The organism is Thalassolituus sp. UBA2009 (assembly GCF_002335285.1).
GTDB lineage: Bacteria > Pseudomonadota > Gammaproteobacteria > Pseudomonadales > Oceanobacteraceae > Venatoribacter > Venatoribacter alkanivorans.
In genome coordinates this window covers 1-13,213 of the sequence record NZ_DDCJ01000025.1, presented here as the reverse complement: position 1 = coordinate 13,213, position 13,213 = coordinate 1, and the positions used below count along the sequence as shown (strand labels likewise).

Annotated in this window: 15 protein-coding genes and 1 pseudogene; 12 read left to right on the top strand and 4 right to left on the bottom strand. The window is 56.8% G+C overall.

Annotated features, from left to right (window positions below; translation table 11 throughout):
• Both B3P58_RS03005 and B3P58_RS03000 read left to right on the top strand, forming a co-directional pair.
• The coding region (locus B3P58_RS03005) for a DUF484 family protein (protein WP_286716020.1) at nt 1-523 on the top strand (523 nt) is incomplete at its 5' end.
• A 2-nt stretch (nt 524-525) separates the two neighbouring features.
• Entirely contained in the window at nt 526-1,242 is a 717-nt protein-coding gene (locus tag B3P58_RS03000) for an HAD family hydrolase (protein WP_230331047.1), read from the top strand.
• Here the strand turns inward: B3P58_RS03000 and B3P58_RS02995 are convergent.
• Together B3P58_RS02995 and B3P58_RS02990 are read right to left on the bottom strand one after the other, a co-directional pair.
• Nucleotides 1,181-1,861: a DUF3047 domain-containing protein gene (locus B3P58_RS02995; protein ID WP_225691129.1), complete on the bottom strand. Its 681-nt coding sequence runs from the start codon at nt 1,859-1,861 to the stop codon at nt 1,181-1,183. The genes B3P58_RS03000 and B3P58_RS02995 overlap by 62 nt on opposite strands.
• Before the next feature lie 173 nt (nt 1,862-2,034).
• Nucleotides 2,035-2,343, bottom strand: coding sequence for a hypothetical protein (locus tag B3P58_RS02990; protein WP_145467772.1), 309 nt, complete (start codon nt 2,341-2,343; stop codon nt 2,035-2,037).
• Between the two features lie 275 nt (nt 2,344-2,618).
• Between B3P58_RS02990 and B3P58_RS02985 the strand changes: the two genes are divergently transcribed.
• Both B3P58_RS02985 and B3P58_RS02980 read left to right on the top strand, forming a co-directional pair.
• On the top strand, nt 2,619-3,410 hold the full coding sequence (locus tag B3P58_RS02985) for a PaaX family transcriptional regulator C-terminal domain-containing protein (protein ID WP_230331048.1): 792 nt from the start codon (nt 2,619-2,621) through the stop codon (nt 3,408-3,410).
• A gap of 99 nt (nt 3,411-3,509) precedes the next feature.
• Nucleotides 3,510-4,517, top strand: coding sequence for a fatty acid desaturase family protein (locus B3P58_RS02980; protein ID WP_145467776.1), 1,008 nt, complete (start codon nt 3,510-3,512; stop codon nt 4,515-4,517).
• Nucleotides 4,518-4,607: 90 nt separating this feature from the next.
• On the opposite strand, the gene B3P58_RS02975 is transcribed toward B3P58_RS02980, so the two are convergent.
• A complete protein-coding gene (locus B3P58_RS02975) occupies nt 4,608-5,009 on the bottom strand; it encodes a c-type cytochrome (protein ID WP_230331049.1) in 402 nt (133 codons plus the stop codon).
• Nucleotides 5,010-5,287: 278 nt separating this feature from the next.
• Between B3P58_RS02975 and B3P58_RS02970 the strand changes: the two genes are divergently transcribed.
• Nucleotides 5,288-6,397, top strand: coding sequence for a transglycosylase SLT domain-containing protein (locus B3P58_RS02970; RefSeq protein ID WP_230331050.1), 1,110 nt, complete (start codon nt 5,288-5,290; stop codon nt 6,395-6,397).
• On the opposite strand, the gene B3P58_RS02965 is transcribed toward B3P58_RS02970, so the two are convergent.
• Entirely contained in the window at nt 6,366-7,136 is a 771-nt protein-coding gene (locus B3P58_RS02965; RefSeq protein ID WP_230331051.1) for a substrate-binding periplasmic protein, read from the bottom strand. The two genes, B3P58_RS02970 and B3P58_RS02965, sit on opposite strands and share 32 nt — an antisense overlap.
• 104 nt (nt 7,137-7,240) lie before the next feature.
• Between B3P58_RS02965 and B3P58_RS02960 the strand changes: the two genes are divergently transcribed.
• The 7 genes and pseudogenes from B3P58_RS02960 to B3P58_RS02930 all read left to right on the top strand — a co-directional run.
• On the top strand, nt 7,241-8,476 hold the full coding sequence (locus B3P58_RS02960; RefSeq protein WP_230331052.1) for a DEAD/DEAH box helicase: 1,236 nt from the start codon (nt 7,241-7,243) through the stop codon (nt 8,474-8,476).
• Between the two features lie 93 nt (nt 8,477-8,569).
• Entirely contained in the window at nt 8,570-8,767 is a 198-nt protein-coding gene (locus B3P58_RS02955; protein ID WP_145467782.1) for a YnbE family lipoprotein, read from the top strand.
• A gap of 28 nt (nt 8,768-8,795) precedes the next feature.
• Complete coding sequence (locus B3P58_RS02950) at nt 8,796-9,116, top strand: YdbL family protein (protein ID WP_145467785.1); 321 nt, start codon at nt 8,796-8,798, stop codon at nt 9,114-9,116.
• Nucleotides 9,117-9,162: 46 nt separating this feature from the next.
• Complete coding sequence (locus tag B3P58_RS02945) at nt 9,163-9,759, top strand: LemA family protein (protein WP_145467787.1); 597 nt, start codon at nt 9,163-9,165, stop codon at nt 9,757-9,759.
• Between the two features lie 56 nt (nt 9,760-9,815).
• Nucleotides 9,816-11,804, top strand: a complete 1,989-nt coding sequence (locus B3P58_RS02940; RefSeq protein WP_286716019.1) for a M48 family metallopeptidase — start codon at nt 9,816-9,818, stop codon at nt 11,802-11,804.
• A gap of 378 nt (nt 11,805-12,182) precedes the next feature.
• On the top strand, nt 12,183-12,812 hold the full coding sequence (locus tag B3P58_RS02935; protein WP_222428500.1) for a TetR/AcrR family transcriptional regulator: 630 nt from the start codon (nt 12,183-12,185) through the stop codon (nt 12,810-12,812).
• 130 nt (nt 12,813-12,942) lie between these two features.
• Nucleotides 12,943-13,213, top strand: a pseudogene (locus B3P58_RS02930) (SLC13 family permease); the annotation flags it as partial.

Below are 13,213 nucleotides of genomic sequence, written 5' to 3'. Positions count from 1 at the left end.
GTCGGTACACCGCCAGCGCAACGTCGAGCTGCGTCAGCGCCTGTCTGATCTGCTGGAAAACGCCCGCCGTAATGACCAGTTGTTTGAGAAAAGCCGTCGTCTGGTGCTGGCGCTGGTGGAAGCAGAAAACTGGCTGGCGGTGCAGGCGGCACTGGATGATTCCCTGCGCAAAGACTTTGGTGTGGATGCCTGGGCGCTGCTGCATTTTACCGAACGTAATCTGGATGCACCGCTGGTGGCGATCCGCAATGCCGACACCCAGCGTAATATTCATCGCTTATTCAAAGGCCACCGTGCGCTTTGCGGGCAGTTGGGTGCTGAAGATATTGCCCGCCTGCTGGGAATTGATACCACCGACACCCGCTCGGTGGCAGCGGCGCAGATCCGTGGTCAGGGCAATAACGGTGTGCTGACCATTGCCAGTGCGGACCCGGGTTATTACCGCAGCTCGATGGACACCCTGTTCCTCGACTATATCGCCGATATTCTAGCCCTGCGTCTGCCACAGATTCCGGTGGCCTGAGTTTGGCGTTACGTCTGCTGACCCTCGACCTCGACAACACCCTGTGGGAAACCGACCCGGTAATTGTCGCGGCCGAGCGCAAAACCCACGCCTGGATCAGTGAACACTGCCCGCAGGCGGCCTCTTTCTACAGCCTTGAAGCGCTGCGTGAGTACCGCAATCAGATTGCTGAGTGCTATCCGCAATTGCGCTTTCAGGTTTCCAAACTGCGCGAAGAAGTGCTGCGCCGGGTGTTTATGCAAAGCGGTGTGGAACGTGAACGCGCCGCCGCGCTTGCCGCGCAGGCATTCCAGGTGTTTTACCGCGCGCGCAGTGAAGTCGCGCTGTTTGATGGTGCCGCTGAGGCATTACAGCAACTGGCGGCACAGTATCCGTTAATCGCGCTGACCAACGGCAACGCCGACCTTGAACTGATCGGCATTAACACGCTGTTTCATGCGTATTTCACTGCCGAGCAGCTGGGTGCACCGAAACCGCAACCGGATTTATTTCAGGCGGCACTGCAGCATGCCGGCGTGACTGCACAGGAGTGCATTCATATCGGTGATCATCAGGAACAGGATATTGTGGCGGCGGCGCGCCTGGGAATGAAAACGATCTGGGTGAATTTAAGCGATGCTGCCTGGGCAGAAGCAGATGTTCAGCCCGATCAGGAAATTACTCATTTATCGCAATTGCCGGCTGCGGTTGGGGCGCTGGCTGAGCAGATGTCAGACTGATTTTTTCGATAAAGGCACCGGCAACAATATCCTGCTCCGGCATACCCAGTGCTACTTCCAGATGATCCAGCGGTGGCAGCGGTTCGTTATAAAGTTTCTGCCAGTCGGCATTCAGATCAGCGCTGACCTCTTCCCATCTCTCAGCTTTACTGCCAAGGCCTGTGGCCACGATCAGATATTCAAAATCGGATAAGGCTTCATGGCTTCCGGCTTCGCGGCTGCTGTCCCAGACGTAATGGATAATGCGCTCTGGCCAGTCGTCGGTATCCTGCAGATAGACCGACACCCGTACCAGCGGACCACTGTCGACAGAGCGGTCGACACTCCAGCGCCAGCTTAATTGCGGTTGTGTTGGCTGCTCTTTAACGCTGCGTTGTAACGCCAGATGCTCACGGCTTTCGAGGCGAACCACATCGCCGACGATAACATCGTACTGAGCTTCCAGATGGCAGTCTTCACATTCAACCGACCAGCTGGATAGCTCGGTGGCCGAAAAGACGGTTTCTGCCTGTGCTTTATGCGCACCGGAAAAAAGCCAGAAAAGAGTAACCACTAACAGAGCAATGGCTGCGGGAATTGCATGCATACGGCGCCGGGACTTCTTTGAATAAATAAACATAATTCTGGCTTCCTGCCTGAAGTTGGGGCGAGCATACCAGCTAAAAAAACAGAGGTGTGAGTAAAACGCGGGAAATGTCGACCGGTCGGCATCATCTGGCCCGTAAGTGGCAGACCGGCTCCGTCAGAGGCTGACGGCTCCGGCCTAATGCCAGTGGCGGACAGACGCTCCGCTCAGATCGGACGACTGCCGTAGCTGGATTGTGGTTTGCGTGGGGGATCGGCCATGACGTTATCGTCAACCTGCTGAATCTGACCACCGCGGGCGAGGAACGCTTCTATTTCGGCCGCCATGGATTCGCGTACTTTATTGCGTGCCGCCAGAGAGGAATGTGCACTGGCAGCCGCAGCAGCCAGATCTTCGTTATCGCTGCTGTCGGAATCAGAGTCAGAATCGTCGCCGCTGTCATCATCGGCAGATGCTTCCAGTTCGTCATCGTCTTCCATGTTTTCGTCCTGCATATCCAGTTCTTCTTCAGCCATGTTTTGATCTCCGCTACTGAGGAAAGTGAAGAGGAAAATTTATTTCGCATAACATATAGCCGAGGCTCAGATTTCCGCCAGAGGGTGTAAAAAATTTTTACGAAAAAAACCGCGAAAAGTGCATTTTTTCTACAATAACGTGCGGCTGACGACGGATTTCCGCCAGTGTGTTTCGCTGAATTTATGTTTATTAATCGCCACTCAATGGTGGGCGCGTGCACTTGGTGTTTGCAGTCGGCTGCGCTAAGGTGCGCTGTCTGCAATAAAGGCTGTCTATGCAACTGCAACCCAAACCCCTGATTCTGAAACTGCTGCTGGCGGCTGACGGGCAACAGCTCAGCGCCCGTGATGCCATCAGCGCCGGTGCCTTGTTTGATATTGCTGAGAACCACATCCGTGTCGCCCTGACCCGTCTGACGGCAGAAGGCCTGATTGAAGCTACTGCGCGCGGACAATATCAGCTTACCCCGAGGGCCTGGACGCTGGCCGGTGAGATCCGTGGCTGGCGGGAATCGGTGGCACAGTTACAACCCTGGAACGGCCAGTGGCTGGCCGTGCATTGTGCCGGTCTTGGCCGCAGCGACCGTAAGCAACTGGCCGTGCGTGAACGGGCGCTGGCGTTGTGTGGCTGCGCCGAGCTGGAGCGGGAACTGTATCTGCGCCCGGATAATCTGGCCGGTAGCAGTGAGGCATTGCGTATACGCCTGCAGAAGCTGGGAGAGGAGCAGATGGTTTTTCAGTTATCCGGGCTCGATAGTGTGCGTCAGCAACGGGCTGTGGGACTTTGGGACTGCAGCGCTCTGAACAACGGCTACCGGCAGCAGACACAGATTTTACAGGAGTGGCTGCAGCGGGTGCCTGAACTGTCGCTTGAGCAGGCGGCGCGGGAGTCGTTTCTGCTGGGCGATGAGGCTATCCGGCAGATGGTTTTCGACCCCTTGTTGCCTGCCGGGCTGATCGACGCTGAGGCTCGGGCACTGTATCTGAATGTGCTGCTGGAGTATGACCGGGTAGGTCACGATATCTGGCAGGCTCTTTATCAGCAGAGCAATCGTTCGCAGGCCTGATCAGAAACATTACATAAAATTAAATAATACGTTTTTTAATGTAGTGTTTTGTGGGTACTATGGAGGAATAAGAATAATTCTGCTGTTGTGCGAGGGCCTATGTCTGCATCTAACGATGATCTTCTGCGTCAGCAACGCAGTCCGAAAGTAACCGACTTTCTGTCGCGCGAAGAAATACGCGCTCTGACCCGGCGTTCCGACTGGCGCGGCGGTTGGGCGATTGCATCCACCTGGCTGATTATTGGCGGGGCTTTTATATTGGCAGCCTGGGCTCTGCAGCAGCCCTGGTATCTGTTATTGCCCGGTGTGTTACTGGCCCTGATGATTCTGGGCGGGCGTCAGCTGGCGCTGGCCATTCTGGCCCACGAGGCCAGTCACAATACGCTGTTTAACAGCCGCTTTGGCAATAATCAGCTCAGCGACTGGCTGTGCGCGCGGCCAATCAGTCTGGATCTGTACCGCTACCGCAGCCACCATATGCGCCATCACAGTTTTACCGGTCGTGATGATGATCCTGATTTGTCTCTGGTGCGCGGCCTGCCAACCAGCAGGGTTTCTATGTTGCGCAAATTTGCCCGTGACCTCAGTGGCCTGACCGGGCTGAAATATCTGGCCGGGGTCGCGCTGATGAATGCGGGCATGCTGCAGTGGACCGTCGCCAATGATGTGCAGTGGTTGCCCCGCGAAGGTCGCAGCCTGTTCAGCTATGTGGCGGCATTTGTGCGCAACAGTTTGCCGTCGTTACTGGTGAACGCTCTGCTGTTCCTGCTGTTGTGGGCAGCTGGCTGGCCGCAACTGTATCTGCTGTGGGTGGCAGCCTGGCTGATCCCTTATCCGCTGTTTATCCGTATCCGTGCAATGGCTGAGCATGCCATGACCGAAGGCAGTGATAACCCGCTGCGTAACACCCGGACAACCCATGCCGGTTGGCTGGCACGCAGTTTTGTTGCGCCGGTGCGGGTGAATTTCCACATCGAACATCATCTGATGGCATCGGTACCCTACTACCGTTTACCGCAACTGCATGGCCTGCTGCGCCAGCGTGGTCTGGTGCAGAAGCCGCCGGGTTATGCGGATGTGATCCGCCTGGTGTCATCGGCGGGCTGATCTGGGCGGGTTGAGCTGAGCTGAACCGGACAGATTCCGGGTAAAAAAAAGCCGCATTCAACGATGCGGCTTTTTTTATGTTCCGACGTATTAACGTCCTGACATGTACTTGATAGCAGCCAGGATTTCGTCATCGGAACAGTTTGCACAGTTGCCTTTAGGTGGCATGGCGTTCAGACCGTGCAGAGCGTTCTGCAGGGTTTTGTCCATACCTTTGGCCAGACGCTCATCCCATGCGGCTTTGTCGCCTTTTTTAGGAGCACCCAGAACGCCCATGCTGTGACAGGCGGTACAGGCCGCACCGAATACTTCTTCACCAGAACGTGGTTCTGCCGGTGCAACCGCCGCGCCGCCACACTCAGCGCCAACACATACAGTGCCGACTGGCTTGATGCGTTCAGCGATTTTGTCGTTCTGGGCGTCAGTTGCAGCGTGGGCTTGGGCCATCAGCAGAGTGGCGGCTGCCAGGATCAGTGCTTTCAGTTGTTTCACGGAAGAGTCCTCTTATAGGGCCTGTTACCTGCAAGGTAGCAGCACCTGGGGGTAATAAATTCTTCAGTCAAGGCGCGAACTCTGTGGTTTCACGGCTTACCGTTATTGAAATCGCGGGGATTATAGCGGCATTTTGTAGGGGTTTAAATTAAAACTCCGATTGCCTGACGGAAAAACGATCCAGCGCAAAAAACCGCCATACTTCGTTTGCGCTGGCAGATGCACTACCCTGTAGCCGCTCTGCTGTGTCCCGCTTCAGGAAAGATAAAGGAAAACCGATGAAACGCCGTGATCTGCTTGCTTTCAGTATCTCTCTGGGTGGCGCTTTGCTGCTGCCTGCCGCCGTGCGTGCCGAGACTGGTTTTGAACGCTATCAGCGTCTGCAGCGTGAGGGGGCGGCGTCGATTCAGCAGGAATGGCTGCAGTATCGCCAGGCCTATCTGGCGGCTTACAAAGATTATCAGAACCGCCTTGGGCGGGTCTGGAGCCGCCCGGAGCTGTCCGATAAGAAAGTCTGGGTGGAATACGATAACCGTCTGCAGACCCGCCGTGTGGTGGACTTTGAACATAACGAAGTCCGCCTGTCGTTTACCGGTGAAGACGCAGCACGGCTGAGTGAAGCGCGCATCCGCGCCGAATTCGAAAAGGTGGTGCAGGCCAGTATCCGCCAGTCGTACCAGCAGGACCCATTGCTGAACAAAGTAGCCGGCAGCCAGCCGCCGTCGAGTTCGCAGGGGGTCAGTGGTATCCGTCAGGAAGACATTGATGCCCTGCTGCGTCAGGCCAGACAGCAACAGCAGAACACCAGCAAAGGTAAGGTGATTACCGTCACCATTCCGCTGCAGGCCGAGGCGTTACCGGCACGGGCACAGAATTTCCTGCCGCTGGTGCAGACGGCTTCTGCTAAATGGCGGGTGTCTCCGGCTCTGGTCATGGCCATTATGCAGACCGAGTCGGCGTTTAACCCGATGGCGCAGAGCCATGTACCGGCCTTTGGTCTGATGCAGATTGTGCCGGGCAGTGCCGGGCGTGATGCGACGAAAAAGGTGTATGGCAAAGAGCGCCTGCTCACCGGTGCCGAGCTGTTTAAACCACAGACCAATATCGAGCTGGGTTGTGCGTATCTGCATATTCTCGACCGCCAGTATCTGAGCGCCGTAACCGATCCGCAAAGCCGCCTTTATTGTGTGATTGCCGCTTACAACACCGGTGCCGGTAACGTTGCCCGCGCTTTCAGTGGCAACACCTCGGTTAAAGAGGCGGCGCGGCGCATTAATGCCATGAGCCCGAAGCAGGTATACGCCCATTTGCGCACGCGGCTTAAATACGAAGAAACACGCAACTATGTGCAGAAGGTTACTGCGGCACTGGCGCAGTATCAGGGCTGAGGGCTCCCGCCTCGGGGCGCAGATAAGCGTCGAGAATCTGCTGGTAACGGCCACTGCTGCGCAGCTGTTGCAGACCACGGTTAAAGTCGTCCCGCCATGCCTGCCGGGCAAAGGCCACCTTATAAGCGGTTGGCGGAAACAGCATAAAAAACTGCACATCTGCGCTGACATTCATCTGCCTTTCCTGGCGGCGGTAGTAATTGAAAATATTAATATCCAGCACGATGGCGTCGATGCGCCCGCTGAACAGCATGGCAACCTGAATGTTTTGCCGGGCGATTTCACGGTAGTTCTGATGTTGTGCAGCCATCGTCTGATAAGCCGCTGGCAGATAATGGCTGGCGTTCTGAAAGGCCAGCAGTGAGTAATCAAGCAGATCACTGAATGCAGTGATCTGCAGCCGGCGTTCTGCCAGTGCCACCAGAGTATTGCGGTATTCGATATGCTCGTCAGAATAAAACGCGGCCAGCCCGGCGGCTTCGGTAACCGTCATGGCGGCATCGGTATCGCCGGATTTAAAACTGTCCGGCACACGGGCAAAGGGCACATAAACCGGTAACAGCCGGTGGCCAGCGAGAGCCAGTGCCTCGCGCACGATATCCAGTTCCATGCCACGGTCTTCGGCGGATATCACATAGGGTGGCAGTGCCAGGCCGACCGCCATGCGGATTGTGTCGGCATGGCTGCTGAAGGCTACAGGCAACAGCAGTAACAAACGGATAAACAGGATTCGGGGCACAGGCTTTTCCGCTGAACAGGCATGTTCTGACTATAGCCGACACAGGCCATAGCGCGGGGCAGCTCATGCTACAATGTGCGCTTTTACGGCCTGAGAATTTCACCATGGCGTTCGCCGATCTGGGTATTACTGACCCGCTTCTTTCTACCCTTGCTGCTCTGGGTTATGCACAGCCAACGGCGGTACAGCAGGGCGCGATTCCGGCCGTGCTGGCCGGGCGCGATGTGCTGGCCGGAGCACAGACCGGTACCGGCAAAACCGCCGCCTTTCTGTTGCCGCAGATCCAGCGTTTACTGGCGCAGGAACCAGCCGCTGCCAGGCAGCCACGCCTGCTGGTGATCGCCCCGACCCGAGAGCTGGCGCAGCAGGTTGCCGACAGCAGCGTGCGTTACAGTCAGGGCACGCGCCTGCGCACCGGTGTGGCCTATGGTGGCGTCAGCCTGAAGGTGCAGATTGATGCGCTGGCTCAGGGGCTGGAGATTCTGGTGGCCACACCGGGGCGGCTGCTGGATCTGCTGCGTCAGGAAGCCCTGACGCTGGATGCGGTCAGTACGCTGGTACTGGATGAAGCCGACCGTATGCTCGATCTGGGGTTCAGTGATGAAATCTTTGCCATCCTGCGCGCTTTGCCGAAAGAACGGCAGACGCTGTTTTTCTCTGCCACCTTTCCCAAAACGGTAAAAGATCTGGCGTACAGTATGCTCAGCGATCCGCTGCTGGTGGAAGTTACACCAGAGAACAGCACCGTCGATGCCATTCAGCAGACGCTGTATCAGATGGATAAAGGCAAAAAAGCGGCGGCACTGGCGTTTCTGATCGGCTCCGGTAACTGGCAGCAGGTGCTGGTGTTTGTGCGTACCAAGCAAGGTGCCGATGCACTGGTGAAAGAGCTGGCGCTGGACGGCATCAAAGCCGATGCCCTGCATGGCGATAAGAGTCAGGGCGCGCGTCAGCGGGCGCTGGACGATTTCCGCGAAGGTAAAATCCGCGCCTTAATCGCCACCGACGTAGCGGCACGCGGTATCGATATCGTTGCTTTAAGCCATGTGGTGAACTTTGAACTGCCATTTAATGCCGAAGATTACGTACACCGTATCGGCCGTACCGGGCGCGCAGGCAATGATGGTCATGCCATCAGTCTGGTGGCGCGGGACGAAGAAAACCTGCTGGCCGATATCGAAGCGCTGATCAAACGGCCGCTGCCGATGATCTGGCTGACGGGTTTTGAACCCAGCTTTGACGAAGGTCTGGAGCGCCGCGGTAATCCGCGTAAGCAACGCGCCAAAGCCAAGGCAAAGGCCAAAGCGCAGGCGACTTACGGTATCCGCAAAAAGAAATAGCATGAACAATCACAGCCCGTCAGGCTTTGCATTGGCCTGACAGGCAGATAGAGTAACTGCGAAATTAACGAAGGATCGGAAGGACCGACGGCTATGAAACTAATCCTGCTGGCGAAAAACACGCTGCTGGCGCTGTTGCTGTTGGCGCCACTCAGCGCCTGCACGTTAAAAGTGGCGGCTCCGGAAAAACCCATCACCATTAATCTGAACGTGAAGATTGAACATGAAGTGCGGGTGAAGGTTGAGAAAGAACTGGAAAACCTGTTTGAAGAAGAAGACGGACTGTTCTGAGCCGAAACCGACGGAGAAGGAATTAGCTATGAAAAAAATCGCATTATTAACCGCCGCTTTACTGGTATCGCTCAGCAGCTGGGCACTGGACCTCGATGGCGCCAAACAGATGGGCCTGGTGGGCGAACAGACCAATGGTTACTTAGGGCTGGTGGCCAGTGGTAACAGCGAAGCCGCCGCTCTGGTGGTGGAAATCAACCAGCAGCGCAAAGCCAAATATCAGGAAATTGCTGCCAAGCAGAACACCCCGCTGGCCAATATCGAAAAGATTGCCGGTGATAAGCTGACGCAGAAAGCGGCAGCAGCGGGTCAGTATTACCAGAATGCCTCCGGCAGCTGGTACAAGTAACTGCGGGTCAGTTCAGAAAATAACGGAAAATCTACAAGGAATATTTATGTCGACTTCAACCATCGTGATTCTGGTCGTATTGGCGTTGTTGGTGGTCTATGCCATCAATATCTACAACACCCTGGTGACGCTGAAAAACCGCTACGAAAATGGCTTCGCCCAGATCGAAGTACAACTGAAGCGCCGCTATGACCTGATCCCGAATCTGGTCGAAACCGCCAAAGCCTATCTGAAGCACGAAAGTGAAACACTGGAAGCGGTTGTGACTGCCCGTAATGCGGCGGCAGCAGGCTTAAAAGCCGCAGCGGGTAACCCGGGTGCCGCCGATGCCATGAAACAGCTGGCCGGTGCCGAAGGGGCTCTGGCCGGAGCGCTGGGTCGTCTGAATGTGGTGATGGAAGCCTACCCGGATTTAAAAGCCAATCAGAACATGATGCAGGTGTCGGAAGAGCTGACCAGCACTGAAAACAAAGTGGCCTTTGCCCGTCAGGCATTTAACGATGCGGTAACCGCCTACAACACCTACCGCCAGTCATTCCCGCCGGTGGTTCTGGCAGCAAAATTCGGTCATCCGGCGAATGCCACACTGCTGGAATTTGAAGACAGCGCGCAGATTCAGAGCGCTCCTAAAGTCAGCTTCTGACATCGCTGGCGGCTGCCACTTTGCTGGCAGCCGCGGCTTTCCATCCGGAATACATCATGGATTTTTTCTCCCATCAGGATCAGGCGCGTAAGCGCAGCAAACAGCTGGTGCTGTTATTTGCCGGTGCTGTGATCTGCCTGATTGTGCTGCTGAATATGCTGGTGAGCGCACTGTTGTGGGTAACCGACACCCAGATTGTCGGCACCTACACCGATGTAACCGAACTGGCCTTTGACCCGTCAACCGGTCTGCCGCAGCAGCCCGGTCTGTTTGCCTATATGAATGTTGAGCAATGGCTGCTGATTTCTGCCGGCGTGATCGTGGTGATCGTCGCCGCCAGTCTGGTGAAATGGCTGATGCTGCGCGGTGGCGGACGTAAAGTCGCGGAGTCGCTGGGCGGACGCTTGTTACTGCCCAACAGCAAAGATTTCTACGAGCGCCGTTTGCTCAATGTGGTGGAAGAAATGGCCATCGCCTCGGGTATGCCGGTGCCGCCGGTGTATGTGCTCGACGATGCCAGCATCAACGCCTTTGCCGCCGGTTATCAGCCTTCCGATGCGGTCATTGGCGTTACCCGCGGCTGTATGACACAGCTCAGCCGCGACCAGCTGCAGGGCGTACTGGCGCACGAGTTCAGCCATATTTTTAACGGCGATATGCGCCTGAACATCCGTCTGATGGCGGTGCTGTTCGGTATTCTGTTTATCGGCCTGATCGGCCGCTTTCTGCTGGAATCATCCTCACGCAGCATGCGTTACCGCAGCCGTGACAGTAAAGACAACAGCGGCGCGGCCTTGCTTGGTTTGGGACTCGGGCTGGTGGTGATCGGCTACAGCGGCGTCTTTTTCGGCAATCTGATTAAGGCCGCAGTCTCGCGTCAGCGTGAGTTTCTGGCCGATGCCTCGGCGGTGCAGTTCACCCGTAATCCGGACAGTATCGGCGGCGCACTGAAAGTGATCGGCTATGGCGCCGGTTCCGAAATCAGCAGCCCCGAGCGGGAAGAAACTGCGCACCTGTTTTTTGGTCAGGCGCTGCCGTTCCGGGTGAGCTGGTTTGCTACTCATCCACCGCTGGAAGAGCGTATCCGCCGGGTCGATCCGCGCTGGGATGGCCGTTATATGCCACCGCAGACCCGCGATGCCGCTGAGCACGAAGCCCCGGAAGTTGCCAGCCAGACTGCCGGCGCCGGTCTCAGTCAGGAAGCACTGGCCAGAGGCATTGCCGCAGGAATAGCGGGCGTCAGCATGGCCCACAGTGGCGCTGGTGCACAGCAGTCTGCTGCGCCTGAACCAACAGCCGCGGTCGCCGACAGCGCACAGAATCTGCCACGCCTGCAGGATGCTGCGCGCGATGCTTACAGCGCCCGCGCGCTGGTGTTTGCATTGCTGATGGCCGAACCCTCACGCTTTGTGCACGAGCAACAGCTGGACATGATCCGCACTCAGCAGGGCATGGATTTTTACCAGCAGACGCTGCGTATTCTGCCGTTGCTGCGCGGACTGAATCCGGCTGAACGCTTACCGCTGGTGGAACTGTCGATGCCGGCACTGAAGCAGTTGTCGGACACTCAGTATCAGAACTTCCGGCAGACGCTGGTGCAGCTGGCCAAAGCCGATGGCGAGATCGACATTTTCGAATGGTGCCTGTACCGGCTGGTGCTGCAGTACCTGAATCCGCAGTTTGAACCGGTGCAGCCGGTTGCCGCCAAACACGCAAAAGCCGAGGCACTGACTAACGAACTGGCCATTGTGCTGTCGACCCTGGCGCACTTTGGTCATGACACCGCCGAGGCTGCCAGTGAAGCCTTTAATGTCGCCGTCAGCGCTGCCGGTTTTAATGGTCTGGCGCTGCAGCCGCGCAGCAACAGCTTAAAACCACTGAATCAGGCGCTGGCCAAACTGACTGAAGCCTACCCGCATATTAAAGGCCGGTTAGTGAAAGCCATGCAGGTGTGCATTAACAGCGATGGCCAGCAGCGTCCGATAGAGCTGGATCTTGTACGTACCATAGCGGCCATTCTGGAAGTGCCGGTTGTTCTGAATTAGGGCCGGATTCGGCCCTCCCTTCTCGTTCCTACGCTCCGCGTGGGAATGCAACTGTGCCAGCAAGGGCTACCACGCAGAGCGTGGGAGCCAGGTGAGAGCGTTCTCGTTCCTGCGCTCCGCGTGGGAATGCAACTGTTAGCTCCCGGCTGCAACAACCCGTTCCAGCCAAACACGCCGATTGTCGGCTCTGAGCCCCGTTTTCCCCGTTCAGGCGATCAACCCGCTTGTGGTACAATCGCACCTTCTTTGCCGGTTCCTTCCGGCTTCTAAACCCTCCTGCCGCAGACTGAGAGGGTGTCGATAAAACCATCCTGCATACCGAATTTTTATTTCACCGGGCGTTATTACGTCCGGTGTCTGTATTTGTTTCAGGAGCCGATGATGTTGCAACCGGGTTTAACCACCGCCCAGCGCCGTATCTACAACGCTGCACTGCAGTTGTTTGCCGAAAAGGGCGCAACTCAGGTAACGGTGCGCGAGCTGGCGGATATTGCCGGCGTTGCCCGTGGCACGGTTTACAACCACGTCGATTCTATTCAGGGGCTGTTTGAAGAGGTGGCGGTGACTCTGGCAACGGATATGAACCAGCGTATTGTCAGCAGCTTCCGCCAGCAGAATGATCCGGCGGCCAAGCTGGCAACCGCGATCCGTCTGTATGTGCGCCGCGCCCACGAAGAACCGGCCTGGGGTAACTTTATCAGCCGTTTTGGCTTCAGCAGTGCGGCCCTGCGCCGTCTGGGTGCCGGTGCGCCTGTACAGGTGCTGATGGATGGTATTCAGTGTGGCCAGTACCGTATACGGGCAGATCAGCTGTCGGCGGTGGTCACTATGATCGCCAGCTCGGTGCTGGGCGCGATTTATCTGGTACGCGAAGGTCTGCGTACTTGGCGCGATGCCGGCAGCGACTGCGCCGAACTGGTGCTGCGTGCGCTGGGGCTGAGTGAAGAGCAGGCGCGAGCGCTGGCGACCGCCGAGTTGCTGCCGCTGCCCGAACCGAGGCTGGGCTAACGGCTGGATTAGTGCCCGCAAGGCAGTCTGTATTCTTATGCAATTTAGTTACCTTTAAATTACTTAATATTCCTTCGAGTTCTGGTTACTCCGGTTAATATGCATCACCTTCTGTTATCCGGAGCATGCCGTGGACTGGCAAGGCTGGTTTTCTCTCACACTGACCGCAGCGGTGCTGCTGACGCTTATTTTTACTTCGGTACGGCCGCATCTGGCGATGATGGCAGCATTAACCCTGCTCAGCGTCAGCGGTGTGTTAAGCAGCGGCGAGGCGCTGGCGGGTTTCAGTAACAGCGGTCTGATTACCGTGGCGGCGATGTTTGTGGTGGCGGCGGGTATTTATGCCTACGGTGGTATCGACATTCTGGGCAACCGCTTACTCGGCCGGCCGCTGACCCTGC

What these genes read in the sequence shown, in the direction of transcription:
- B3P58_RS02970 (WP_230331050.1), top strand. Translation starts at nt 5,288, where the DNA reads ATGAAACGCCGTGATCTGCTTGCTTTCAGTATCTCTCTGGGTGGCGCT.
- B3P58_RS02950 (WP_145467785.1), top strand. Translation starts at nt 8,796, where the DNA reads ATGAAAAAAATCGCATTATTAACCGCCGCTTTACTGGTATCGCTCAGC.
- B3P58_RS02995 (WP_225691129.1), bottom strand. Translation starts at nt 1,861, where the DNA reads ATGTTTATTTATTCAAAGAAGTCCCGGCGCCGTATGCATGCAATTCCC.
- B3P58_RS02955 (WP_145467782.1), top strand. Translation starts at nt 8,570, where the DNA reads ATGAAACTAATCCTGCTGGCGAAAAACACGCTGCTGGCGCTGTTGCTG.
- B3P58_RS02980 (WP_145467776.1), top strand. Translation starts at nt 3,510, where the DNA reads ATGTCTGCATCTAACGATGATCTTCTGCGTCAGCAACGCAGTCCGAAA.
- B3P58_RS02990 (WP_145467772.1), bottom strand. Translation starts at nt 2,343, where the DNA reads ATGGCTGAAGAAGAACTGGATATGCAGGACGAAAACATGGAAGACGAT.
- B3P58_RS02935 (WP_222428500.1), top strand. Translation starts at nt 12,183, where the DNA reads ATGATGTTGCAACCGGGTTTAACCACCGCCCAGCGCCGTATCTACAAC.
- B3P58_RS02940 (WP_286716019.1), top strand. Translation starts at nt 9,816, where the DNA reads ATGGATTTTTTCTCCCATCAGGATCAGGCGCGTAAGCGCAGCAAACAG.
- B3P58_RS02960 (WP_230331052.1), top strand. Translation starts at nt 7,241, where the DNA reads ATGGCGTTCGCCGATCTGGGTATTACTGACCCGCTTCTTTCTACCCTT.
- B3P58_RS02985 (WP_230331048.1), top strand. Translation starts at nt 2,619, where the DNA reads ATGCAACTGCAACCCAAACCCCTGATTCTGAAACTGCTGCTGGCGGCT.
- B3P58_RS02945 (WP_145467787.1), top strand. Translation starts at nt 9,163, where the DNA reads ATGTCGACTTCAACCATCGTGATTCTGGTCGTATTGGCGTTGTTGGTG.